The 21,853-nt window shown below is 60.5% G+C and carries 24 protein-coding genes; 14 read left to right on the top strand and 10 right to left on the bottom strand.

Annotated features, from left to right (window positions below; genetic code table 11):
* Positions 1-81: 81 nt before the first annotated feature.
* The 10 genes from cydB to DBAC_RS12560 form a co-directional block, all read right to left on the bottom strand.
* Positions 82-1,107 (bottom strand): cytochrome d ubiquinol oxidase subunit II, encoded by a 1,026-nt coding sequence (cydB, locus tag DBAC_RS12605; RefSeq protein ID WP_015774687.1) that lies wholly within the window; start codon positions 1,105-1,107, stop codon positions 82-84.
* 30 nt (positions 1,108-1,137) lie between these two features.
* Positions 1,138-2,442, bottom strand: a complete 1,305-nt coding sequence (locus DBAC_RS12600) for a cytochrome ubiquinol oxidase subunit I (protein WP_015774686.1) — start codon at positions 2,440-2,442, stop codon at positions 1,138-1,140.
* Between the two features lie 12 nt (positions 2,443-2,454).
* Positions 2,455-3,162, bottom strand: a complete 708-nt coding sequence (locus tag DBAC_RS12595; RefSeq protein WP_015774685.1) for a DVU0298 family protein — start codon at positions 3,160-3,162, stop codon at positions 2,455-2,457.
* 2 nt (positions 3,163-3,164) lie between these two features.
* Positions 3,165-4,382, bottom strand: coding sequence for an FprA family A-type flavoprotein (locus tag DBAC_RS12590; protein ID WP_015774684.1), 1,218 nt, complete (start codon positions 4,380-4,382; stop codon positions 3,165-3,167).
* A 98-nt stretch (positions 4,383-4,480) separates the two neighbouring features.
* The gene (rd, locus tag DBAC_RS12585) at positions 4,481-4,642 is read right to left on the bottom strand and encodes a rubredoxin (protein WP_015774683.1); all 162 of its coding nucleotides are present in this window, start codon (positions 4,640-4,642) and stop codon (positions 4,481-4,483) included.
* Positions 4,643-4,656: 14 nt separating this feature from the next.
* A complete protein-coding gene (locus DBAC_RS12580) occupies positions 4,657-5,037 on the bottom strand; it encodes a desulfoferrodoxin (protein WP_015774682.1) in 381 nt (126 codons plus the stop codon).
* A gap of 102 nt (positions 5,038-5,139) precedes the next feature.
* Entirely contained in the window at positions 5,140-5,553 is a 414-nt protein-coding gene (locus DBAC_RS12575) for a Fur family transcriptional regulator (RefSeq protein WP_015774681.1), read from the bottom strand.
* Between the two features lie 77 nt (positions 5,554-5,630).
* Positions 5,631-6,638: a glycosyltransferase family 9 protein gene (locus tag DBAC_RS12570; RefSeq protein WP_015774680.1), complete on the bottom strand. Its 1,008-nt coding sequence runs from the start codon at positions 6,636-6,638 to the stop codon at positions 5,631-5,633.
* A gap of 12 nt (positions 6,639-6,650) precedes the next feature.
* Positions 6,651-7,781 carry a glycosyltransferase family 4 protein gene (locus tag DBAC_RS12565; RefSeq protein WP_015774679.1) on the bottom strand — a complete coding sequence of 377 codons (1,131 nt, stop codon included), beginning with the start codon at positions 7,779-7,781 and terminating at the stop codon, positions 6,651-6,653.
* Positions 7,765-8,379, bottom strand: coding sequence for a D-glycero-alpha-D-manno-heptose-1,7-bisphosphate 7-phosphatase (locus DBAC_RS12560; protein WP_015774678.1), 615 nt, complete (start codon positions 8,377-8,379; stop codon positions 7,765-7,767). Before DBAC_RS12560 ends, DBAC_RS12565 begins: the two co-directional genes overlap by 17 nt.
* A gap of 237 nt (positions 8,380-8,616) precedes the next feature.
* Here DBAC_RS12560 and DBAC_RS12555 point away from each other — a divergent pair, with 237 nt between their 5' ends.
* The 14 genes from DBAC_RS12555 (at position 8,617) to guaA (ending at position 21,851) form a co-directional block, all read left to right on the top strand.
* Entirely contained in the window at positions 8,617-9,060 is a 444-nt protein-coding gene (locus DBAC_RS12555; RefSeq protein ID WP_043810938.1) for a cytochrome c maturation protein CcmE, read from the top strand.
* A 56-nt stretch (positions 9,061-9,116) separates the two neighbouring features.
* Positions 9,117-11,000, top strand: coding sequence for a heme lyase CcmF/NrfE family subunit (locus DBAC_RS12550; protein WP_015774676.1), 1,884 nt, complete (start codon positions 9,117-9,119; stop codon positions 10,998-11,000).
* Entirely contained in the window at positions 10,997-11,656 is a 660-nt protein-coding gene (gene ccmA, locus DBAC_RS12545; RefSeq protein ID WP_015774675.1) for a heme ABC exporter ATP-binding protein CcmA, read from the top strand. Before DBAC_RS12550 ends, ccmA begins: the two co-directional genes overlap by 4 nt.
* A complete protein-coding gene (locus DBAC_RS12540) occupies positions 11,653-12,327 on the top strand; it encodes a heme exporter protein CcmB (RefSeq protein ID WP_015774674.1) in 675 nt (224 codons plus the stop codon). The genes ccmA and DBAC_RS12540 overlap by 4 nt, the downstream gene beginning before the upstream one ends.
* 10 nt (positions 12,328-12,337) lie before the next feature.
* On the top strand, positions 12,338-13,033 hold the full coding sequence (ccsA, locus tag DBAC_RS12535) for a cytochrome c biogenesis protein CcsA (RefSeq protein WP_015774673.1): 696 nt from the start codon (positions 12,338-12,340) through the stop codon (positions 13,031-13,033).
* A gap of 10 nt (positions 13,034-13,043) precedes the next feature.
* Positions 13,044-13,175: a CcmD family protein gene (locus DBAC_RS18470; protein WP_015774672.1), complete on the top strand. Its 132-nt coding sequence runs from the start codon at positions 13,044-13,046 to the stop codon at positions 13,173-13,175.
* Positions 13,162-13,749 carry a tetratricopeptide repeat protein gene (locus DBAC_RS19380; RefSeq protein ID WP_015774671.1) on the top strand — a complete coding sequence of 196 codons (588 nt, stop codon included), beginning with the start codon at positions 13,162-13,164 and terminating at the stop codon, positions 13,747-13,749. The genes DBAC_RS18470 and DBAC_RS19380 overlap by 14 nt, the downstream gene beginning before the upstream one ends.
* Before the next feature lie 125 nt (positions 13,750-13,874).
* Entirely contained in the window at positions 13,875-14,987 is a 1,113-nt protein-coding gene (locus DBAC_RS12525; RefSeq protein ID WP_043810933.1) for a branched-chain amino acid ABC transporter substrate-binding protein, read from the top strand.
* A 107-nt stretch (positions 14,988-15,094) separates the two neighbouring features.
* Positions 15,095-16,003 carry a branched-chain amino acid ABC transporter permease gene (locus tag DBAC_RS12520; protein ID WP_015774669.1) on the top strand — a complete coding sequence of 303 codons (909 nt, stop codon included), beginning with the start codon at positions 15,095-15,097 and terminating at the stop codon, positions 16,001-16,003.
* 37 nt (positions 16,004-16,040) lie between these two features.
* Positions 16,041-17,264: an ABC transporter permease subunit gene (locus tag DBAC_RS12515; RefSeq protein ID WP_015774668.1), complete on the top strand. Its 1,224-nt coding sequence runs from the start codon at positions 16,041-16,043 to the stop codon at positions 17,262-17,264.
* Complete coding sequence (locus DBAC_RS12510; RefSeq protein WP_015774667.1) at positions 17,265-18,053, top strand: ABC transporter ATP-binding protein; 789 nt, start codon at positions 17,265-17,267, stop codon at positions 18,051-18,053.
* Positions 18,046-18,750 carry an ABC transporter ATP-binding protein gene (locus DBAC_RS12505; protein ID WP_015774666.1) on the top strand — a complete coding sequence of 235 codons (705 nt, stop codon included), beginning with the start codon at positions 18,046-18,048 and terminating at the stop codon, positions 18,748-18,750. The genes DBAC_RS12510 and DBAC_RS12505 overlap by 8 nt, the downstream gene beginning before the upstream one ends.
* 50 nt (positions 18,751-18,800) lie before the next feature.
* On the top strand, positions 18,801-20,258 hold the full coding sequence (gene guaB, locus DBAC_RS12500; protein ID WP_015774665.1) for an IMP dehydrogenase: 1,458 nt from the start codon (positions 18,801-18,803) through the stop codon (positions 20,256-20,258).
* 45 nt (positions 20,259-20,303) lie between these two features.
* Positions 20,304-21,851: a glutamine-hydrolyzing GMP synthase gene (gene guaA / locus DBAC_RS12495; RefSeq protein WP_015774664.1), complete on the top strand. Its 1,548-nt coding sequence runs from the start codon at positions 20,304-20,306 to the stop codon at positions 21,849-21,851.
* Positions 21,852-21,853 lie beyond the last annotated feature (2 nt).

The following is a 21,853-nucleotide window of genomic DNA, read 5'->3' as shown; positions in this document are numbered from 1 at the left end:
AACCTGTCGTAGCGACACAAAAAAAAGGGGTGACCATAACGGCCACCCCTTTTTTATTGTCTTTCTAAGCCGCGCCGGATGCTAGTACGCGCCATCCTGGGCCAGTTCCTTTTCCGTGACCTTGTGGGAGAAGGTGCGGTAGAGCCAGAACTGGTAGGCCGCTACGATGGGGATGAAGACCAGGGTCACGCCCAGCATGATGGACAGGGTCAGGGTGCTGGAGGCTGCGTTGGCGATGGTGATGGAATAATCCGGGGAGATGCTCGAAGGCAGCAGCGCCGGGTACAGGCCGACCACGCCGAAGAGCGTCAGGCCTGCGATGAGGGCCGCGGACAGCCCCCAGGCGGTCCACCAGTGCTGCTTGCCGATCTGCTGGCGCATGAGCACGAGCGCCAGGACCGGAATCGCCAGCAGGACGAGCATCAGCGGATTGAGCAGGTAGTTGGCCAGCAGGTTGGTATAGATGACCGTCAGGACCACGAAGACGCCGATGAGCGCCACCAGCACGGGCCAGAGCTTGCGGGCCAATCCGGCGGCGCGCTGCTGCAGGTCGCCTTCGCTTTTGATCGTCAGCCACAGGGCGCCGTGCATGACGAAGAGCAGCACGAAGAGCACTCCTCCGGCCAGGCCGTACGGATTGAGGAGGGTCAGCAGGTTGCCCTGGAAGACGCCGTTCTCATCCAGGGGCAGGCCCATGAATATGTTGGCAAAGGCCACGCCCAGGAGCAGCGCAGGCAGGAAACTGCCGATGGTCGCGCCCCAGTCCCAGACCCTGCGCCAGGCCGGGCTGTCGACCTGATGCCTGAATTCCAGGGACACGCCGCGCACGATGAGCGCAAAGAGCAGCAGCATGAGCGGTGTGTACAGGCCGCTGAACATGACCGCGTAGGCTTTGGGAAATGCCGCGAAGGTCACGCCGCCGGCGGTGATCAGCCAGACTTCGTTGCCGTCCCAGAAGGGGCCCATGGCGTTGAACATGACCCTGCGGTCCGTGTCGGATTTGCCGAGGAACGGGACCAGGGTTCCGATGCCCAGATCATATCCGTCGAGCACGAAATAAACGGCCCAGAGCACACCCCAGAGTAGGAACCATATGGTTTCAAGCATGAATCGATCCTCCTTGTGATCCGAACGGGTTTACGCCTCGGCCGGGCCTTTCTTGGCGAATTTGAAGAGCAGGTAGATGTCCACGGCTCCAAGCAGCGCGTAGAGCAGGGTCAGGGCCACCAGGGAGAAGGCAACCTGGGAGGTGACGATGGGCGAGACCGCGTCGGCGGTTTTCATGAGCCCGTAGACGATCCAGGGTTGGCGCCCGACTTCCGCCACGACCCAGCCCGCCTCGATGGCGAGATAGGGCAAGGGGATGGCGAAGAGCATGGCTTTAAGCAGGCGCGGCGTTTCGGTCAGCTTGTTGCGGCGCAAAAAGGCCCAGATGCAGAGGATGGGCAGCAGCGTGCCGATGCCGACCATGGCCCGGAAGGAGAGGAAGGTCAGCATGACGGGCGGGCGCTCATCCGCCGGCCAATCCTTGAGGCCCTGCACAGGCGTCGTGAAGGATCCGTGGGCCAGAAAGGAAAGGCCGCCGGGAATGCCGAAAAGCTCGATGGCGTTCTTTTCGTTCTTTTCGTCCGGCACGACCAAGAGATACATGGGCGCGCTTTCCTGGGTTTCCCACAGGGACTCCATGGCCGCCAGCTTGGCGGGCTGGATGCGGCCCACTTCCTGGGCGTGATGATGGCCCTGGAGCGCGACCAACGCCGAAAAGACCAGGGCGAAGACCATGCCCATCTTGAAGGAGCGGGTGAAGAAGTCGATGTTCTGCTTTTTGAGCAGATGGTAGGCGGAGACGCCCATGAGGAAGAACCCGGCCAGGGTGAACGCACCGCTCAAGGTGTGCACGTACTGCTGCCAGCCAAAGGGGTTCAGGAGCACCTGGAAGAAGTTGTCCAGTTCGGCGCGGCCGTTTCTGAGCACATAGCCCACCGGGTTCTGCATGAAGGCGTTGGCCAGCAGGATCCATGCGGCGGAGAGGTTGGAGGCGATGGCCACCAGCCAGATACAGGCCGCGTGCATTTTGGGGGACAGGATGTTCCAGCCGAAAATCCATGCGCCGAGAAAGGTTGATTCCAGGAAAAAGGACGTGGTGGCCTCGATGGCCAGGAGAGACCCGAAGATGTCGCCGACGTATTCGGAATAGCGGGACCAGTTGGTGCCGAACTGAAATTCAAGCGTGATGCCCGTGACCACGCCGAGCACGAAGTTGATGACAAAGAGCTTGCCCCAGAATTTGGTCATCCGCTTGTATGTCTCGTCGCCCGTGCGCACATACTTGGTTTCCATGATGGCCACCAGGATGGACAGACCAAGGGTCAGCGGGACGAAGATGAAATGAAACATGGTAGCCATGGCGAATTGAAGCCTGGATAACATGAGCACATCCATAGTGAGTCTCCTTTAGTTTTGTGCGGGTGCGTGGCCCGTGATCCGGCAGACGGCCTCCGCGGCCAGGATGGCCAGAGTCGTTTCCTGAAGTTCGCGGTCGCGGTACAGTTCCAGGACGGATTGGTCCTGGCTCATGGCGCCGAGTTTCGGCAGCGCGGAAGCCAGCCCGAGCAATCCGCAGGCCCAGGCCGAAAGGCCCCGGATAACCGTATCGCAGTCTTCCAGGGCGCAGAGCAGATCGGGTTCGGCCCTAGACGCCAGATCCGGACGGACCTGCGCCAGCCGGCCCACGCCCCATACGGCCCCACGGCGCAAGGGCGCGTGTTCCAGATAGCAGTCGGGGCGGCAGTGATCCTCGTGGATGTAGGCCAGGAGGTGGTTGTGATATTCGGCTGCGATGAGGGGACTTGCGGTCATGATCTCGGCCATGGCCTCGGGCGCGCCCCAGCCGATGCCCCCGGATTCGTCATTGAGGCTCCAGATGAAGCGGCGCATGACCACGCGCGCCTTTTCCGGAGCCGTGCCCGCCAAGGCCGCGACAACGACCCCAAACCCCGTGACCGCATGCCAGCGGACCAGCGGCGCAGGGTTGCACAGCGCCGAAAAGAGCGGCGCCACGGCCTGTTGCCCGAGGTCCGCAAGATCGCCGAGCCCCGCCTCCCAGCCGTCGCTGGCCAGGAGGTCCAGGACCCGGCGTTTGATTTCCCTGCTGCGCGCCACGCCTATTCCGCTGCGGCCTCGGCGTCCACTTTGGCCACGATGGCTTTGCCGACCTGTCGTCCCAGTTCCTTGCATTCGGCCAGCTTGGCGTGATCGGGCACGTTCTTGCACTTCACGCCGGGTTCGACGACCTCGATCTTGGCCGATTTGAGCCATTCGGTCACGACACTCAGGGATTCGCCGCTCCAGCCGAAGGAGGCAAAGGCCGCGCCGACGCGACCCAGGGGTTTGAGGCCCTTCATGTAGGTCAGAAAGTCCGCCATTAGCGGCATGATGCCGTTGTTGTGGGTCGGGGAGCCGCAGATGATACCGGTGGCATCGGCCAGCGCGCCCATGACGTCGGAATGGTGGTACTGCTTGAGGTGCATGATCCTGACCGCGACCCCCTCTTCCATGAGCCCCTCGGCAATGGCCTTGGCCATCTTTTCCGTGGAGTGCCACATGGTGTCATAGACGATGACCGCCTTCTTGTTCGGCTTCTGCTCGGCGTAGTCGCGGTACGCCTCTAGGATCAGCGGCACGTTGGAGCGCCAGATGATGCCGTGGTCCGGGGCGATCATGTCGATCTCAAGGCCCAGCTTGGCCACTTCGTCGAGCACGGCGATGACCCGCGGGGAAAAAGGCAGGACGATGTTGTAATAGTAGTGGGAAGCCTCCGCCATGAGCATGGCCAGATCGATCTCGTCGTCGAAACGCTCGCTGGAGGCGATGTTCTGCCCGAAAGCGTCATTGGAGATGAGCAGCTTGTCTTCGGGGATGTAGGAGAACATGGAGTCCGGCCAGTGCAGCATGCGTGTCTCCATGAACTGCACCGTGCGCTTGCCGAGGCTGATGGAGTCGCCGGTCTGAACCGGATGGTACGGCCAGTCGGGCTGATGGAAATGGTCGAGGAGCATGCGATGCCCCATCTTGGAGCAGAAGACTTTTTCGGGCTGAATTTTTTCCATCAGGAAAGGCATGGCCCCGGAGTGGTCGGGTTCGATGTGGTTGCAGACGATGTAGTCGATTTTTTCCAGTTCGATGATGGACCGGATCTGGTGATACAGGTCCATCTGGAATTTGGCTGGAACGGAGTCGAAAAGGGTGACTTTGTCGTCGATGACCAGATACGCGTTATATGTCGTTCCCTGGGGAGCTTTGGAGTATCCGTGGAAATCGTGGATATTCCAGTCCACGACGCCAACCCAGTAGATGTCTTTTTTTATTTCAGTAACAGGCATGGGGGATTGTCCTTACAACGTGATGACCCCGCCCGAGGCGGGGAGCTTGAGCGTATAAAAAAAAGCCAGCCCGGATTGTGCGGGCTGGCCTCGGAGAATCAATCTTCCTTGGTGAAATCTTCCTTTCCGGCCCCGCAGACAGGACATGTCCAGTCGTCGGGGATGTCTTCGAACTTGGTTCCAGGGGCGACGCCGTTGTCCGGATCGCCGCTGGCAGGGTCGTAAACGTAGCCGCAGAGGGTGCAAACATACTTATCCATGCTGAGTATCTCCTTTAGTTTTCGATTTTCCACTGTCCGTGAAGGTTGCAATATTCCCGGGCCGTGACGTTCTTGGCCTCGATGCAGAATTCGGCTTCAGGGGCCTGGCCGGGGTTTAAATACTGACGATAGACCTTGCCGTCGGCGACAAGTTCGATCCATTCGATGTAATGGGCGTCAAGCATGGGGTGGGCGACTTCGCCGACCACGACCTTGTAGCCCGAGGCGGTTTTGTGGATGACGGGTACATGTTTTTCCCGGGCCGCGTCCACGGTCCCTTCCACCTGCAGCTTCATGTCCTCTCCGCAGCAGACCAGGGTTCCGTCGCCGCCATGCATCACTTCAATGATATTGCCACACAGGTCACATTTGTACACTTCAAGTCTTTGCGCCATTTCTTCCTCCATGTTCTGGTATGAATTTATCCGGTCACATACCATGGAACGAATCGCTGTTCCAGTGATTTTGGCGATTACGACATGTTCGTCGCTAAGAGACTATTGGGCCAGCTTTTTTTCAGACTGGCAGCGCGGGCAGATGCCCGAGAATTCCAGGCTGACGCCGGTGATCTGGAAATCCGTGTCAAGCCCGTGCTCGATGCCCGCGATGTCCGGGGCGTCGAAGATGTCCCCCACTTTGCCGCAGACGTCGCAACGGATGTGGTGATGGGGCGAGACGTCGCCGTCGAAACGTTTCTGTCCGGCCGCGTTTTCCAGTTTGCGCACCAGGCCGAGCGAGCTGAGAACCTCAAGGTTGCGATACACGGTGCCCAGACTGATGCGCGGCATCTTTTGACGCACCATGCCGTAGATCTCATCGGCAGTGGGATGGGTGGTCACTGCCTTGAGTTCTTCCAGGATGATCCTGCGTTGGTTTGTCAGACGCATGTCTTTGCCCAAGAGTTCTTTCATGTCGGTACCTCTGTCAAATTTTGATAATTGTTCCTATTAAAAATATGGCGTGCCGTCAACAAAAAGACGGGGTTAGTTCAGCTCGGGAAAGAAGAAAGCAGATCCAGCAGCACTTCTTCGGAAATGTCCTTCATGCAGGCGTTGCCGAGCCCGCATGCGTCCTGGCCGTGCAGGGAGCAGGGCGCGTGCGGGCAGAGACTCTGATGGACACGGTCATGCGGTCCCGATGGGTAAAAGCCCCATTCCTTTGTCGTCGGCCCGAACAGGGCGATGACCGGCGTGTCGACCCCCGTGGCCAGGTGCATGGGGCCGGAGTCTCCGGTGAGCAGGACCCGGCACAGGGACAACAGGGCCGCGGTTGCGCGCAGGTCGGTGGCGTTGGTCAGGTCATGCGGGGTCTGCGGGCAGAGCGGCTGGTCATGGCGGCCGAGAATGAGCACCTGCTCGCCCGTTGCTTCCAGTTTTCGGATCAGTTTTCGCCAGACTTCAGGGCGCGGAGTCTTGGCCGGGTGGGTGGCGTAAGGGTGGATGGCGACGGGGCGCGTGAAACCCAGGCGTGAAAGCGTTTCACCGGCCGCTGCTTTTTCTTTCTCGTCGAGAAAGATGCGGGGTCGCAGGGCCTGCGCATCCACGGCCGCTGGCTCAAGAGCCAAGCAGTAGCGCTGGGGGACATTGAGGCGCCGCAGTCTGGCGGCGAACGCCGGGTGCCGGGTGGCCAGAAACAGCCGCCTGGTCATCGAGAATTTGCGGTAGGTCCGGGTAGGGCCGGGCCAGAGGGAGCGCAGCAGCAGGGTGCGCAGGTTGACGTGCAGGTCGATGAGCGGCAGGTGGCCGAATTCCCGGGCCAGCTTGCGGCAGAATGCGATCCAGCGCGCGCCGTGCAGGTCATCCTCCCCGACGGCCGTGATCCCGGTCACGGCCGGGTGGCCGGCGAAGACGGGGGCCAGGGCCGGTTTGGTCAGCACCTGAAATGTCAGCCCGGCCTGTGCATGCCAGTATGCGAGCACTCCCGTGGTCAGGATGGCGTCGCCCAGGGCGCTCAGTCGCACGGTCAGGCATTCCTGATTGCTGAAGGGCAGGGGCATGGGGATTGGCTCCTATCGTTTTGTGCAGAGGTCGGCGTAGACCTGCATGAGGGCGGCCGAAGTGCGCGAGATGTGAAAATTCTGGGCGTGGCGCACGCCTTTGGCAATCATGTCGTGGCGCAGGTCGCTGTCGCGAAGGACCCGGGCCAGGGCCTCGGCCAATGCGGACGCGTCGCCCGGCGTGGTGTACAGGGCGGCGTCGCCACCGGGTTCGGCAAAGCATGAGCCGGTGGAGGTGATGACCGGAACCCGGCTGCTCAAGGCCTCCAGGATGGGGATGCCGAAACCTTCGCCGACCGAAGGATAGGCAAACAGGGCTGCCTGTTGATACAGGCCCGGCAGATCCGCGTCCGCGACCTGTCCCAGAAAGTGGACCCGCCCTGCAAGGCCGCAGTCCCGGGCCTGCTCGCGCAGGGCCGGCTCCAGGGGGCCCTTGCCGACGATGACCAGGTCCGGCCGGTCGGCTCCGGGCACTTGCGCCAGCGCGGAGATGAGCGTCTGGGCGCCCTTGCGGGGGATGAGGGAGCCGACAAACAGCACATACCGCTCCGGCAGGCCGTGAATCGTGCGCAGCCTGTGCGCTTCGTTCTGGTCTCTGGTGACGCCGAAGGCCGGGGAGCAGCTTTGATAGGCCACCCGGATGCGCTCCCGGGGGACGGCGAAAAGTTCGTGCACGTCGTCGGCGGTCTTTTGGCTGATGGCCACGACAATGTCCGCGCGCAGGCAGCTCTGCCTGTATTTGAACGCATAGAGCTGGCGGTCGACCCATGGATAGAGGTGGGGATGGGTCAGAAAGAGCAGGTCGTGCATGCTGACCACGGTGCGCGTGCGCGATCCGAACGAGGTCAGCGGGAGCTCGTGGGACAGGCCGTGGTAGATGTCCAGACCATGACCGCGTGCCGCGCGGGGGATGCCCAGGCTGCGCCACAAGGCCGGAAACGCGCGGCCAAGCGGGCATGCTTCCTGCACATGCAGGCCATGGCAGGCGGGCAATGTGCAAAATGGACCGGACAGGCGCGGCGTATATAATGTATAGCTGTGCTGCGGAAAATGCTCCGCCAGCCCGAAGATGGTGCTGCGCGAGTAGTTGCCCAGCCCCGTGGGGTTGTGGAAGAAGCGTTTGGCGTCAAATCCGATGTGCATGCACATGTTCCTTTTTTTGCACAAGATGCTCCAGATAGCAGCCAAGGTCCCGCGCCAGCCAGGTCGGCCGGTCCGGGCCGGGAGCGCACAGCAGCAGCGGTCTTTCGGGTAGGCCCAGGCCAAGTTTTCCGGCGGCTTCAGGGCCGTGGCCGGTCAGGACCAGCACTGTTTCGGCGCAACCGATGGCCTGGCCGAAGCGGATATCGGCGATCTTGTCTCCGATCATGACCGTTTTTTCGGGAGACAGGCTGAAATTCGTCGCCAGCTGCCGCCAAAGCCCGGTGCGGGGTTTGCGGCATTCGCATTCATCCTGCGGCGAGTGGGGACAATGGGCGGCGCCGCCAAGGGCGATGCCTTCGGCCAGCAGCAGTTCCACAAGCCGCGCGTGCACCCTGTGGTAGTCTTCGGCAGTAAAGAAGCCGCGCCCGATGCCGCTCTGGTTGCTGGCCAGGTAGAAGCTGCAGCCAAGCGCCGCCAGCCTGCGCATGGGGGCGGCCACGCCCGGGATGAGCGCGACCTGCGCGGGGTCGCTCAAGTAGTGGCGCTCTTCAATCAGGGTCCCGTCGCGGTCGAGCAGAATGGTGTCTATGGTGGTCATATTTGTCCTTGCCGAAGATGGGCTTTTTTGATCGGTAAGCGCAGCAAGGTCAAGAAAGGAAATGGACCGGCCCGGTCGCTCCGCCTGCGCAGGGGGGCGACTGAAATTTGTCATACGAAAATGTTGACGAAACTGGTCTGGTTGTGGATATGCGCGTTCGTACCAGCACGCAAGGCGTCGTGACAGGTGGCGTCGGTTCGTGCTAGGAGCCGGGCCACAATGAAACCGGAGATTTTAATGAGCACAGCAAAAAATCAGAAATGGGTCTACCTCGTTGCCGTCCTGCTTGTGGGGGCCGGAGTGGGCTATCTTCTCTTCAGTGGGCTGTCCCAGAATTCCGTGTATTTTCTGAATGTTTCCGAAGCGCTGGCCATGCCTGCCGAAAAACTGTCCCAGGCGAGGCTTTTTGGCATGGTCGCGGAGAAGGACATAGAGCATGACCCTTCGGCCATGGGCGTGTCCTTTTACGCCCTGGACAAGGACGACCCGGGCAAGGCCATCCGCGTTCACTATCGCGGGGCGGTGCCCGATACGTTCAAGGCCGGGGTCGAAGTCATCCTTGAGGGCTCGTTCACGGCCGATACCCGGGTCTTCGAAGCCACCACGCTGTTGACCAAATGTCCGTCCAAATACGAAAAAAATGAAAAGGGCCAGATGCGTCCTCCCGGGTCCGCAGGTTAGTCCCGGTTCATTTACCTTTTTTTACAACCCGAACCTCCACGAGGATACCCCGCTTCATGCACGCCATCAGTTTCACCGCTCTGCTCCTGAGCATGCTGGCCGCCGTGGGCTTGACCGCGACGGCCGGGATGAAGGCCCTCAAAGATGATTTCGACACCGTCGCCCTGCTTGAAAAGGGACAGATCCTGCTGACCGTGGTGGTCCTGGCGGTCTCTGCCGTCCTGGTGCAGGCCTTGGTGGTCCGAGATTTCTCCTACGTCTATGTACGGGATTACACCGACACCTTTCTGCCGCTGTTCTATGCCGTCACGGCATTCTGGGCCGGGCAGAACGGATCTTTTCTGTTCTGGTATCTGTGCGTGGCCCTGATGGGCTGGTGCATGATCTACACCCCCGGGTACTCCCGGCTGGACAACAGGACAAAGGTGTTTTTCTGGCTGCTCCTTTTCCTGATCGAGATTTTTTTCCTGTACGCCCTGACCGGTCCGAGCAACCCGTTCATGAAGCTCGACCCTGTCCCGGCGGAAGGACGGGGACTCAATCCCCTGCTGCAGAATCCGGGCATGATATTCCATCCTCCTCTGCTTTTCCTGGGCTACGCCGGCTATACCATTCCCTTTTGCCTGGCCCTGGCTTCGCGCCTGTCGGGCAACAGCCGCGAGTGGCTGGAGCTGTGCCGGAACTGGAACATCGTGGCCTGGATCTTTTTGACCTCGGGCATCATCCTCGGGGCCTGGTGGTCCTACATGGAACTTGGCTGGGGCGGCTACTGGGCCTGGGATCCGGTTGAAAACGCATCGCTCATCCCCTGGCTGGCCGGCACCGCCTTCATCCATACCGCCATTGTCGGCCGCACGCGCAAGTCGCTGCTGCGCACCAACGTGTTCATGGTCGCCCTGACCTTTCTGCTCTGCTTTTTCGCCACCTTCGTGGTCCGCAGCGGCATGATCGACTCCCTGCACGCCTTCGGGGGCAGCCGCATGGGCATCCCGCTCCTGGTCTTCATGGTCCTGACGATGCTGCTGACCCTCTATGTCTGCCTGATAGCGCGCAAGGACGACTCCGTGCACATCGATGATTTCGCCAGTCGTCCGGGCATGCTCTTTCTGGCTTCCTGGCTCTTTTTGTGTCTGGGCGGCATTGTCTTTCTGGGCGTGCTCTGGCCTGTCCTCAGCAGCATGTGGAGCGCCAATCCCGTGGGCCTTGACGCCGGCTTCTACAACAGGGTCTGCCTGCCCCTTTTTGCCGTGCTGGCCTTTATCATGTCCGTCTGCCCCTGGTTTTCGCAGAAAAGCGGAATCAGCGACAAGACGGCGCTTAGCCTCGTGCTCGGCGCGGGAGCGGGTGCGGCGGTGGTCATGTTCGCCCTGGGCTACTCGCAGCCGCTGGCCCTTTTTTCCGCGGCCTCGGGCTTCATGATGATCGTCTCCATCGCCCTGTACTTTGTCCGCAACAAGGGCGCCCGGGCCTTCCTGCCGTCCTGGGGCGCTTACGGCGTGCATCTGGGCGTGGCGCTGATGGTCGTCGGCGTGGCCTTTTCCGGGCCCTACAAAGTGGAGACGGAGGCTGTGCTGACCAAGGGACAGTCCATGACCGTCGGCTCGTATGAGATCGTGTTCAACGAGCTGACCCATGATCACGACAATCCGGCCATGGACACCCACGCAGCCCTGCTGAGCGTGACCCAGGGCGGCAAGCCCGTGGGCAGCCTTGCGCCTGAGAAGCGGTTGTACCGCAACTTCGAGCAGTCGACCTTTGCCGAGGTCTCGGTCATCCCATCCCTGGGCGAGGAAATATACGCCACGCTGCTCGGCTTCAACGAAGAGGGCGCGGTCAGCCTGAAGGTCAGCGTCAACCCGCTGGTCAACTGGATCTGGATCGGGGGCACCCTGTCCTGTCTGATCGCGTTCCTGTGCTGGAGAAAGATCGAGCGCCGATGATGAGCCGAGGTTCCCTGCTGACCCTGCGCGGGGTCAGCCATTTTTTCGGCTCCAGGCTGATCTTCAAGGGAGTGTCCTGCGACCTGGCTCCGGGCAGCATCATGCTCGTGGCCGGTCCCAACGGCGCGGGCAAGACCACGCTTTTGAAGATCATGGCCGGGTTGACCCCGCCCCGGGCGGGCACGGTGGAACGCACGGTCCCGGATCGGGCCATGGCCTTCATGGGACACCAGACCTTTGTCTATCCGGCGCTCACGGCCCTGGGCAATCTCGAATTCTGGAACAGCGTCTACGGGCGCGGCCTGGACGACGCTGCTCTGCTCGGCCTTCTAGACCGGGTCGGCCTCAAGGGCTTCGCCCTGGAGGCGGCGGGCACGTTTTCCAGGGGCATGGCCCAGCGCCTGTCCCTGGCGCGGGTTCTCCTGGTCGAACCGGCGCTTGTGTTCCTGGATGAGCCGTCCACGGGTCTCGACACTGCTTCCCAGGCGTTGCTGCATGGCGAGCTGGAGGCCGCCCGGGCCCGGGGCGCGGGTATTGTCTGGATATCCCACGACCTGGATCGGGACCTGAAAAGGGCCGACATGGTTCTGGGTCTTGGCGGACGGGGCATGAGCTACTTTGGCCCGGCGCAGGGATTTTCTCCGGAGGGACCATGATCTCGTCTTCACTGGCCATCGCCCGCAAAGACCTGCGTCTGGCCTTCGCCGGAGGGCAGGGGCCGGTCCAGGCGGTTCTGCTCGGGCTCTTGCTGGTTTTCATCTTCAGCCTTTCCGCGGCTCCGGGCGAACGTTTTTCCGCCCAGCAGGCCATGGCCATCTTCTGGCTGTGCAGCTCCTTCGGGGTGGTCCTTATTTTTTCCCTGCTTTTTCGTTTCGAAGAGGAGAACGACACGGCCACGGCCCTGCTGCTGTCCCCTCTGCCGGTACAGGGATTGTGGCTGGGCAAGACGTTGGCAGGGCTTCTGCTTCTTCTGCTGTGCCAGGTTTTCTTTTTTCCGGCGGCCCTTGTCTTTCTTGGTCTTGACCCTGGAAACAACCTGGTCGGGCTCGTGCTCATGGTGCTGGGCGTGGACGTCGGCCTGTGCGTGCTGGGCGGGCTCATCGGGGCCATGGGCCAGGGGCAGGGGGCCAAGGACGCGCTCTTGACCATCATTGTTTTTCCGTTGCAGATACCGCTGCTTCTCGGCGGAATTCGTATCGGGGTCGGGCTGATGCAGGGCACTGCCCTGGCCGGGGTCGCGGATTGGTTCGGACTTGTCATGGCGTTTGACGCAGTTTTTGCGGGCGCGGCACTTTTTCTGTTCCCTCATGTCTTCAGAGGGGAATAAAAGGATGAGCATGTTTCGCATCTATCCAAAAGTACTCATGGTTCTTGCCTGCGCGAGCATGGCGCTGATGGCGGTGGGACAATACGCCATCTGGTTTTACGCCCCCGAGGAAATGACCATGGGGCTGGTGCAGAAGGTCTTCTATTTCCATCTGCCGCTCGCGTGGTGGTCCTTTGTCGCTTTTTTCGGGGTCTGCGCCGCAAGCGTGATGGTGCTCTGGACCGGCCGGGAGTGCTGGGACGTTCTGGCCGGGGTGCTGGCCGAGATCGGGGTTCTTTTCAGCGGCCTGGCCCTCGTCACCGGATCCATCTGGGGGCGGGCGGCCTGGAATACATGGTGGACGTGGGACCCGCGTCTGTCCACCACGCTCGTGATGTGGTTCGTGTACGCCGGTTATCTGGTCCTGCGTTCCGCCGACGTGGGCGGGACCAAGGGGGCGAAGGTGCGGGCCGTGCTCGGGATCGTGGCCTTTTTGGATGTGCCGCTGGTTTTTTTGTCGGCCAGGCTTTGGCGGTCCATCCATCCGGCCGTGCTCGCGTCCAAGGGTGGGGGGCTTGAGCCGGAGATGTGGACGGCGGTGTGGATCAATGTCCTGGCCTGGGGGGCGCTGTTCGGGACTCTGGTCCTGGCGCGTTACCACGGCGCTGGTCTGAAGCGGCGCGTCGAGGCGGCTCTGATCAGGATCCAGGAAAAGACCTTGCAATAAGGGGATAGGCATGAATTACCTTTTTATCGCCAATGCGTGCATCTGGCTGGGCGTGGGCGGATACGTCCTGTTCCTGGCCCGGCAGCACAGTGTTTTGGAACGCCGCGTACGGCAACTGGAGATCATTGATGGAGACGAATAACGCTTTTCCCCAGGCCGCCCGTCGTCGGGCGTTGTATTTCCTGCTGGCCTGTCTTGGCCTCATGCTTTTCGCGGCGGTGAGCTTTCGGGTGGAGAATCCATCCATCGTGCAGCACGAGGAGCGCCGGGAGATGCCCGGCGGCGGAGGCATGGAGCAGATGGGCGGAGACATGGCCGCCGTGTCCGCCATGATGAAGAAACTGCAGGATAACCCGGAAGATATCGAGGCCATGCGCTCCCTTGGCATGTCGTTCATGGACATGCAGGCCTGGGATAAGGCCATGTCGTTCTGGGACATGATTCTCGAGCGTAACCAGAACGATGTGATGGCTCTCAATCAAAAGGGCTTTTGCCTTTTCGAGCTTGAGAAATACGCCGAGGCCGCAGAGTTTTTCGAGCGCATGCTGGCCATTGAGCAGCAGAATTTTCATGCCCACTACAATCTGGGCGTCATCTACAAGTATTATTTGACGCAGCCGGAGAAAGCCGTGGCCCATTTTCAGGCCGTGATCGACGCCGCGCCGGATGATCCCGGACTCGTCAGCAACGCACAGCGGGAACTGGACAGTAAGTAATCGTCCGACTGCTGTTTGACACCTCCAAGGGGCTAATGGTAATAGCCCTCGATTCCGCAAGCTTTAGTGGCCTGCCCAGGCGGGCCATGAATCATATCCTAAACTTGAACATTGTGGAGGAACTGATGAAACGTTTTTCTGGTCTCGTGATCGCTGCGTGCCTGACTTTGCTGACCAGTACGGCATTTGGTGCCGACACCGTCAAGATCGGCGTGGCGGGAGCGCACACAGGTGATCTGGCCTCTTACGGCCTGCCGACGGTCAATGCCGCCAAGCTCGTGGCGAAGGACATCAACGCCAAGGGCGGTATCGACGGCAAGCAGATCGAGCTTTTGATCCAGGACGAAGAGTGCAAGCCTGAAAAGGCGACCAACGCAGCGACCAAGCTCGTTTCCGACGGCGCGGTCGTGGTTGTCGGGCACATCTGTTCCGGCGCCACCAAGGCTGCCCTGCCCATTTATACCGAAGCCAAGATCGTGACCATGTCTCCTTCGGCCACCAACCCCGAGCTGACCCAGAGCGGCCAGTACCCCACGTTCTTCCGCACCATCGCTTCCGATGACGCCCAGGCTCTGCTTGGCGTCGACTTCGCCATCGACAAGCTGGGCGCCAAGAAGATCGCGGTGCTGCACGACAAGGGCGACTACGGCAAGGGTTACGCCGAGTACGCACAGAAGTTCATCAAGGAAGGCGGCAAGGCTGAAGTTGTCCTCTTTGAGGGCGTGACCCCCGGCGCCGTGGATTACTCCGCCGTGGTCCAGAAAGTTCGTCAGGCCGGCGCGGACACCGTCATGTTCGGCGGCTACCATCCTGAAGCTTCCAAAATCGTTTCCCAGCTGAAGAAGAAGCGCGTCGACGTGAAGTTCATCTCCGACGACGGCGTGAAGGACGACACCTTCATCAAGGTCGCAGGCGCCGATGCCGAAGGCGTTTACGCTTCCGGTCCCCAGGACGTCAGCGCTCTGGAAATGAACAAGGCCGCCAAGGCCGCTCACATGGCCGAATTCGGCACTGAGCCCGGCGCATTCTTCGACGCCGCCTATGCAGCCATGCAGGCCCTGGTCAACGCCATCGACAAGGCCGATTCCACCGACTCCGACAAGATCATGGCCGTGCTTCGCAGCGAAAACGTGGACACCACCGTCGGCACGATCAAGTTTGACGCCCGTGGCGATGCCGAAGGCGTAGGTTTCTCCATGTACCAGGTGCAGGGCGGCGCTTACGTGGAACTGAAGTAGGATCCCTCTTCCTATGCAGCTTTAACCGAGGGACGGGCATAGCCTGTCCCTCGGTTCTTTCAACAGACCGGCAGGCATTGGTCCGGAGCCGGAGCAGACGGGGAATTATGGACTGGCAATATTTCTTGGAACTTTTTCTGGGCGGCTTGACCCGAGGGAGCATCTACGCTCTCATCGCCATCGGCTACACCATGGTTTACGGCATCATCGAGCTCATCAACTTTGCCCACGGCGAGGTTTACATGCTCGGTGCCTTCGTTGGCCTGATCATCGCCAGCGTGCTCGGGATCATGGGTTTTCCCGCACCTGCCATCCTGGTCATCGCCGCTGTGGTGGCGATCATCTACTGCGCGGGATACGGGTACAGCATGGAGAAGATCGCCTACAAGCCCCTGCGCGGGGCAGGCCGTCTTTCTCCGCTCATTTCCGCCATCGGCATGTCCCTGTTTCTGCAGAACTACATCATCCTGGCTCAGACTTCCGACTTTCTGCCCTTTCCGCGCCTGATCCCGGATTTTGATTTCATCGAGCCCATCGCCCACGTTTTCGGGTCCTCGGACTTCGTCATCGTCGTCACCAGCGCATTCTCCATGGCGGGGCTGACGGCGTTCATCAAGTACACCAAGATGGGCAAGGCCATGCGCGCCACGGCTCAGAACCGCAAGATGGCCATGCTGCTCGGAGTCGATGCGGACAAGGTCATCTCCATCACCTTTATCCTCGGTTCGTCCCTGGCGGCGCTCGGCGGCGTGCTTATCGCCTCGCATGTCGGCATGGTCAATTTCGCCATCGGCTTTCTGGCTGGCATCAAGGCCTTCACGGCCGCCGTTCTGGGCGGCATCGGGTCCATCCCCGGAGCCATGCTCGGCGGACTCTTTCTGGGTTTGTCCGAAAGTTTCGCCACCGGCTACATTTCAAGCGACTATGAAGACGTCTTCGCCTTCACCCTGCTGGTGGTCTTTCTGATCTTCCGGCCTTCGGGAATCATGGGCAAGGCCAAGGTAGAGAAAGTATGATCAGAGGATGCAAACGTATCGAAGGGCGGACACGATAATGAACGAGTTGAAAAAATCCATCCTGGTCAGCCTGTGGTTCATGTTTCTGACCTTTCCCATCATGGTCATTCGCGTCAACACCATCGAAAAGACGGTGCTGTGGCGCTGGGAGAACATGGCCTGGATCGGGATCGGCAGTTTTGTGCTGTCCTTTGTGTGGCGCTGGGCCATACGGCGCAAGGAAGCGGGAGACGCGGTGGCGGCTTCCGGAGAAAAGAAGACCGGGAAACTGGCGGAGATGGCCAATAACCCCGCCCTGACCAATACGTTCCGGGCGCTGTTTCTGGTCATTTTTTTGGTTACGCCCTGGCTGGTGACCACCTATCAGACCAACATTCTCATCTCTTTTCTGCTTTACGTGGTGCTCGGGCTTGGGCTGAACATCATTGTCGGCGTGGCCGGACTTCTTTTTCTCGGGCATGCCGCCTTTTACGCCATCGGTGCGTATTCCTACGCGCTCCTGAACCAGTATTTCGGTCTTGGTTTCTGGGTCGCGCTGCCGCTCGGCGGCGTGATCGCGGCCCTGGCCGGCATCGCCCTGGCCTTTCCCGTGCTCCGGCTGCGCGGGGACTATCTGGCCATCGTCACCCTCGGGTTTGGCGAGATCGTGCGACTGGTGCTGGAAAACTGGAGCGATCTGACGGGTGGCCCGTCGGGCATCTCGAATATCCCGCGTCCGGGCCTTTTCGATGCCACGCTCTCCGTTGCGGATGCGAATATCTACATCTATTACATTGTGCTGGCGCTGGCCATCATCACCATCATCGCCGTGACCCGCCTCAAGGATTCGCGCATCGGCCGCGCCCTGCAGGCCCTGCGTGAAGACGAGATCGCGTGCGAGGCGATGGGCATCGACCGCGTCGGCGTGAAGGTCATGGCTTTTGGACTGGGCACGGCCTGGGCCGGGTTCGCCGGAGTCATTTTCGCTGCCAAGACCACCTTCATCAACCCGGCCAGCTTCACCTTTTTCGAATCGGCCATCATTTTGTCCATTGTCGTTCTGGGCGGGATGGGATCAAATCTCGGGGTCATTCTCGGCTCCGCCTTTCTGGTGCTTTTGCCCGAATATCTGCGCGCCTTCTCCGAGTACCGCATGATCCTTTTCGCCACGGCCATGGTGCTGATGATGGTCTTTAGGCCCCAGGGGCTCATTCCGGCCAAGGGGCGGTCCTACACCGTGGACGATCCTGAACTGAACGCGGCCGATGGAGGACGTATCTAGATGAAACCGGTACTCGACGTCACGGCTGTGTCCATGAATTTTGGAGGCCTGCGCGCTTTGAACGAAGTGCAGCTGGAGGTCCAATCGGGTGAGATCGTAGCGCTTATCGGCCCCAACGGGGCGGGTAAGACCACGTTCTTCAACTGCATCACCAGCATCTACGAACCGACCGAGGGCGAGGTCTGGTTTACGCCCCGGGATGGCGCGCGGACCAAGGTCAACGGCCTCAAACCCAACCTGGTCACCGAGCTCGGCATGGCCCGGACTTTTCAGAATATCCGTCTTTTCAAGAACATGAGCGTGCTCGAAAACGTCATGATCGCCCGTCATTGCCGGACCAAGACCGGCATATGGGGCGCGCTTCTGCGTTCTCCCGGAGTGCTGCGCGAAGAGAAGGAGATCGTGGACCGCAGCTACGAACTGCTCAAATACATGGGATTGCATAAATTCTACAAAGAGCTGGCCTGCAACCTGCCTTATGGCGCCCAGCGCCGTCTTGAAATCGCCCGCGCCCTGGCCACCGATCCGACGCTTCTTCTGCTCGATGAACCCGCCGCGGGCATGAATCCGCAGGAAACCGAGACGCTCAAGCACCTGGTTTTCAAGATTCGAGATGAAATGGACATGGCGATCCTGCTCATCGAGCACGATATGAGCATGGTCATGAGTCTTTCGGAGCGGATTTACGTCATGGAATACGGTTGCCTCATTGCAAGCGGCACCCCGTCCGAGATCAGCAGCGATCCTCGGGTCATTAAAGCCTACCTCGGGGAGGAAGCGCATGCTTGAGCTTAGGAACGTCTGCACATTTTACGGCAACATCCAGGCCCTGCACGGGATTTCCCTGCGCATCGACAAGGGCGAGATCGTGTCCCTCATCGGCGCCAACGGCGCGGGGAAGAGCACCACGCTCATGTCCATCTGCGGCGGAGTTCCCCCCAGAAGCGGCGAGATCCTGTTCGAAGGGCAGCCCATTCATGAGGTCAAGGCGGACAAGATCGTGCGCATGGGCATTTCGCAGGTGCCCGAAGGACGACTCATTTTTCCGGAAATGACGGTCATGGAAAATCTGGATTTGGGTGCGTTTCTGCGCAACGACAAGGACGGCATCGCCCAGGATCTGGAGTATGTGTTCACGCTCTTCCCCATTCTGGCCGAACGCCGCAAGCAATTGGGCGGGACCCTGTCCGGCGGCGAGCAGCAGATGCTGGCCATCTCCCGGGCGCTGATGGCCCGGCCCCGGCTTCTGCTTCTGGACGAGCCCTCTCTTGGCCTCGCGCCGATCATCATCGCTCAAATTTTCGACATCATCCGCAAGGTCAACGAATCGGGGACCACGGTCTTTCTGGTCGAGCAGAACGCCAACCAGGCACTCAAGATCGCCCACCGGGCCTATGTCATGGAAAACGGCCGCATAACGCTTGAAGACACGGGTGCGGCCCTGCTGTCCAACGAAGATGTCAAAAAGGCTTATCTGGGGATTTGACCCCGAAATGTGAATTACAACCCAATCCCCAGCATCGGGAGAGATGAAATATGGATAAATTTCTAGCCAAGGCGTTGACCTTTGACGATGTCCTGCTTGTTCCGGCGTACTCTGAGGTGACCCCGGACCAGGTCGTTTTGAATACACGGCTGACTCCGGCCATCGAGCTCAATATTCCCTTTTTGAGCGCGGCCATGGATACGGTCACGGAGTCGCGCATGGCCATTTCCCTGGCCCGGGCCGGGGGCATCGGCATCGTGCACAAGAACATGACTGTCGAGCAGCAGGCCCTTGAGGTCGTCAAGGTCAAGAAATCGGAGTCGGGCATGATCGTCGACCCGATCACCGTGGCCCCCGACGATACAGTCGGTCATGCCCTGGAGCTCATGCGCGACTACCGGATCTCCGGACTGCCGGTGGTCCTCGGCGACCATCTGGTGGGTATCGTCACCAACCGTGACGTGCGGTTCGTGACCGATATGGCCGCCAAGGTCAGCGAAGTCATGACCAGCAAGAAACTCATCACCGTGCCGGTCGGCATTTCCCTGGAAGATGCCAAGCGTCATCTGCACGACAACCGTATCGAGAAGCTTCTGGTCGTCGACGACAGCAATAAATTAAAAGGACTGCTGACCATCAAGGACATCGACAAGGTGCGCAAGTACCCCAATGCCTGCAAGGACGAGATGGGCCGCCTGCGTGTCGGTGCCGCCGTGGGCGTGGGCGCCGGGCGCGCCGAGCGCGTCGAGGCGCTGGTCAAGGCCGGCGCGGATGTCCTTGTTCTGGATTCGGCCCACGGCCATTCCAGAAATATCCTGGACGCGGTCCGCGCCACCAAGGCAGAGTGGCCGGATGTGCAGCTCATCGCAGGTAACGTGGCCACCTACGAGGGTGCCAAGGCCCTTATCGCCGCCGGAGTCGACGCGGTGAAGGTCGGCATCGGTCCCGGCTCCATCTGCACCACGCGCATCGTGGCCGGTGTCGGCGTGCCGCAGATCACGGCCATCATGGAATGCGTGCGGGCTTGCCGCGAAGCGGGGCGTTGCTGCATCGCCGATGGCGGGGTCAAATTCTCCGGGGATGTGGTCAAAGCCCTGGTCGCCGGGGCGGATACGGTCATGATGGGCTCCATGTTTGCCGGCACCGAGGAAAGCCCCGGAGAAAAAATTCTGTATCAGGGTCGGACCTACAAAATCTACCGCGGCATGGGTTCCATCGATGCCATGAAGGACGGCAGCAGCGACCGCTACTTCCAGGAAGGATCGCAGAAGCTCGTGCCCGAGGGCATTGTCGGTCGCGTTCCCTACAAAGGGTCCGTGCTTGAGACCATTGATCAGCTTGTCGGCGGGGTTCGCTCCGGGATGGGCTATCTGGGCGCCAAAGACATCGAGGCCATGCAGGAAAAAGCCCAGTTCGTGGAGATTTCCGCCGCAGGCCTGCGCGAAAGTCACGTCCACGACGTGATCATCACCAAGGAAGCGCCCAATTACAGGGTGGACGCGTACTGAAACTTTCGAGATTATAACCATCCGTGACAACGGATGGAGGAAAAAATGGATATACAAGAAAAAGTCATCATTCTGGATTTCGGATCCCAATACACCCAGCTCATTGCCCGGCGCACCCGTGAATCCGGAGTCTATTCCGAGATTCATCCGTGCACCATTACACCCGAAGAGCTCAAGGCCCTGCAGCCCAGCGCCATCATCCTTTCCGGCGGCCCGGCTTCCGTGTCCAGCCCCGACTCGCCCGGCATCGATCCCTCCATCTTCGAGTGGGGGCTTCCGATCCTCGGCATTTGCTACGGCATGCAGCTCATGGCTCATGTGCTTGGCGGAAAGGTCGCGCCTTCTCTGGACCGCGAGTATGGACGCAGCGACTTGCATTTCGAAGGGCATTGCCCCTTGTGGGAGACGCTTTCCGATGCCGGCAAGCTGACGGTATGGATGTCCCACGGCGACCATGTCCTGGCGGTTCCTCCGGGGTTTTCGGTCATGGCCAAGACCCAGAACATCGAGATCGCCGCCATGGCCGATGTCGGCCGCAAGATGTATGCGCTGCAGTTCCACCCCGAGGTGGCGCACACCGAGCAGGGCGATGAGATACTCAGAAACTTCCTTTTTCATGTGGTCGGGCTCAAATCCGTGTGGACCATGTCCTCTTTTGTGGATTCCATGCTGCAGGCGCTGCCGGAGCAGATCGGTGACGACAAGGTGGTGTGCGGCCTGTCCGGCGGCATCGATTCCACTGTCGTGGCCGTGCTTTTGAACAAGGCCATCGGCAAGAACCTGCATTGCATTTTCGTCGACAACGGGCTCCTGCGGGCGGGTGAAGGCGACGAGGTCATCGGCTATCTGCGCCAGCATTTCGACCTGAACCTGCATTACATCAAGGCGCAGGACAAATTCCTGTCCCGTCTTGAGGGCCTTGAAGATCCGGAGCAGAAGCGCAAGATCATCGGCTACACCTTCATCGAGGTTTTCGAGGAAGAGGCCAAGAAGATCCCGGGGGTCAAGTATCTGGCCCAGGGCACGCTCTATCCCGATGTCATCGAATCCATCAGCTTCAAGGGTCCCTCCGCGGTGATCAAGAGCCATCACAACGTCGGCGGTCTGCCTGAAAAGATGGACCTCGCCCTGGTCGAGCCGCTGCGCGAATTGTTCAAGGACGAGGTGCGTAAAGTCGCCCAGGAACTTGGCCTGCCCGATTTTATCGTCTGGCGCCACCCGTTCCCGGGTCCGGGTCTTGCCATTCGGGTCATCGGCGAGATCACCGACGAGCGTCTTGAGATTTTGCGTCAGGCCGACAAGATCGTGCAGCACGAACTGATGGCCTCGAACTGGTACTACAAGGTCTGGCAGGGATTTGCCGTGCTGTTGCCGCTGAAGACGGTGGGCGTCATGGGCGACGAACGAACTTACGAACACGTCATCGCCCTGCGCATTGTCGACTCCATAGACGCCATGACCGCGGACTGGAGCAGGATTCCGACAGAGATCCTCGGACGGATGTCGAGCAGGATCATCAATGAAGTCAAAGGGGTGAATCGCGTGGTGTACGACATTTCGTCCAAGCCGCCGAGCACGATCGAGTGGGAATAGCC

It is taken from the genome of Desulfomicrobium baculatum DSM 4028 (genome assembly GCF_000023225.1).
Lineage (GTDB): Bacteria > Desulfobacterota > Desulfovibrionia > Desulfovibrionales > Desulfomicrobiaceae > Desulfomicrobium > Desulfomicrobium baculatum.
The sequence above is the reverse complement of the archived record's forward strand: the minus strand, read 5'-3'. Positions and strand labels throughout refer to the sequence as shown.

Bases quoted from the DNA above. Each gene is read 5' to 3' on its own strand.
- guaA (WP_015774664.1), top strand. From the start codon at position 20,304: ATGGATATACAAGAAAAAGTCATCATTCTGGATTTCGGATCCCAATAC.
- DBAC_RS12525 (WP_043810933.1), top strand. From the start codon at position 13,875: ATGAAACGTTTTTCTGGTCTCGTGATCGCTGCGTGCCTGACTTTGCTG.
- DBAC_RS12505 (WP_015774666.1), top strand. From the start codon at position 18,046: ATGCTTGAGCTTAGGAACGTCTGCACATTTTACGGCAACATCCAGGCC.
- DBAC_RS12510 (WP_015774667.1), top strand. From the start codon at position 17,265: ATGAAACCGGTACTCGACGTCACGGCTGTGTCCATGAATTTTGGAGGC.
- DBAC_RS12520 (WP_015774669.1), top strand. From the start codon at position 15,095: ATGGACTGGCAATATTTCTTGGAACTTTTTCTGGGCGGCTTGACCCGA.
- DBAC_RS12580 (WP_015774682.1), bottom strand. From the start codon at position 5,037: ATGGCGCAAAGACTTGAAGTGTACAAATGTGACCTGTGTGGCAATATC.
- DBAC_RS18470 (WP_015774672.1), top strand. From the start codon at position 13,044: ATGAATTACCTTTTTATCGCCAATGCGTGCATCTGGCTGGGCGTGGGC.
- DBAC_RS12540 (WP_015774674.1), top strand. From the start codon at position 11,653: ATGATCTCGTCTTCACTGGCCATCGCCCGCAAAGACCTGCGTCTGGCC.
- DBAC_RS12555 (WP_043810938.1), top strand. From the start codon at position 8,617: ATGAGCACAGCAAAAAATCAGAAATGGGTCTACCTCGTTGCCGTCCTG.
- DBAC_RS12565 (WP_015774679.1), bottom strand. From the start codon at position 7,781: ATGCACATCGGATTTGACGCCAAACGCTTCTTCCACAACCCCACGGGG.
- DBAC_RS12550 (WP_015774676.1), top strand. From the start codon at position 9,117: ATGCACGCCATCAGTTTCACCGCTCTGCTCCTGAGCATGCTGGCCGCC.
- cydB (WP_015774687.1), bottom strand. From the start codon at position 1,107: ATGCTTGAAACCATATGGTTCCTACTCTGGGGTGTGCTCTGGGCCGTT.
- rd (WP_015774683.1), bottom strand. From the start codon at position 4,642: ATGGATAAGTATGTTTGCACCCTCTGCGGCTACGTTTACGACCCTGCC.
- DBAC_RS12515 (WP_015774668.1), top strand. From the start codon at position 16,041: ATGAACGAGTTGAAAAAATCCATCCTGGTCAGCCTGTGGTTCATGTTT.
- DBAC_RS12590 (WP_015774684.1), bottom strand. From the start codon at position 4,382: ATGCCTGTTACTGAAATAAAAAAAGACATCTACTGGGTTGGCGTCGTG.
- ccsA (WP_015774673.1), top strand. From the start codon at position 12,338: ATGTTTCGCATCTATCCAAAAGTACTCATGGTTCTTGCCTGCGCGAGC.
- guaB (WP_015774665.1), top strand. From the start codon at position 18,801: ATGGATAAATTTCTAGCCAAGGCGTTGACCTTTGACGATGTCCTGCTT.
- DBAC_RS12575 (WP_015774681.1), bottom strand. From the start codon at position 5,553: ATGAAAGAACTCTTGGGCAAAGACATGCGTCTGACAAACCAACGCAGG.
- DBAC_RS12600 (WP_015774686.1), bottom strand. From the start codon at position 2,442: ATGGATGTGCTCATGTTATCCAGGCTTCAATTCGCCATGGCTACCATG.
- DBAC_RS12570 (WP_015774680.1), bottom strand. From the start codon at position 6,638: ATGCCCCTGCCCTTCAGCAATCAGGAATGCCTGACCGTGCGACTGAGC.
- ccmA (WP_015774675.1), top strand. From the start codon at position 10,997: ATGATGAGCCGAGGTTCCCTGCTGACCCTGCGCGGGGTCAGCCATTTT.
- DBAC_RS19380 (WP_015774671.1), top strand. From the start codon at position 13,162: ATGGAGACGAATAACGCTTTTCCCCAGGCCGCCCGTCGTCGGGCGTTG.
- DBAC_RS12560 (WP_015774678.1), bottom strand. From the start codon at position 8,379: ATGACCACCATAGACACCATTCTGCTCGACCGCGACGGGACCCTGATT.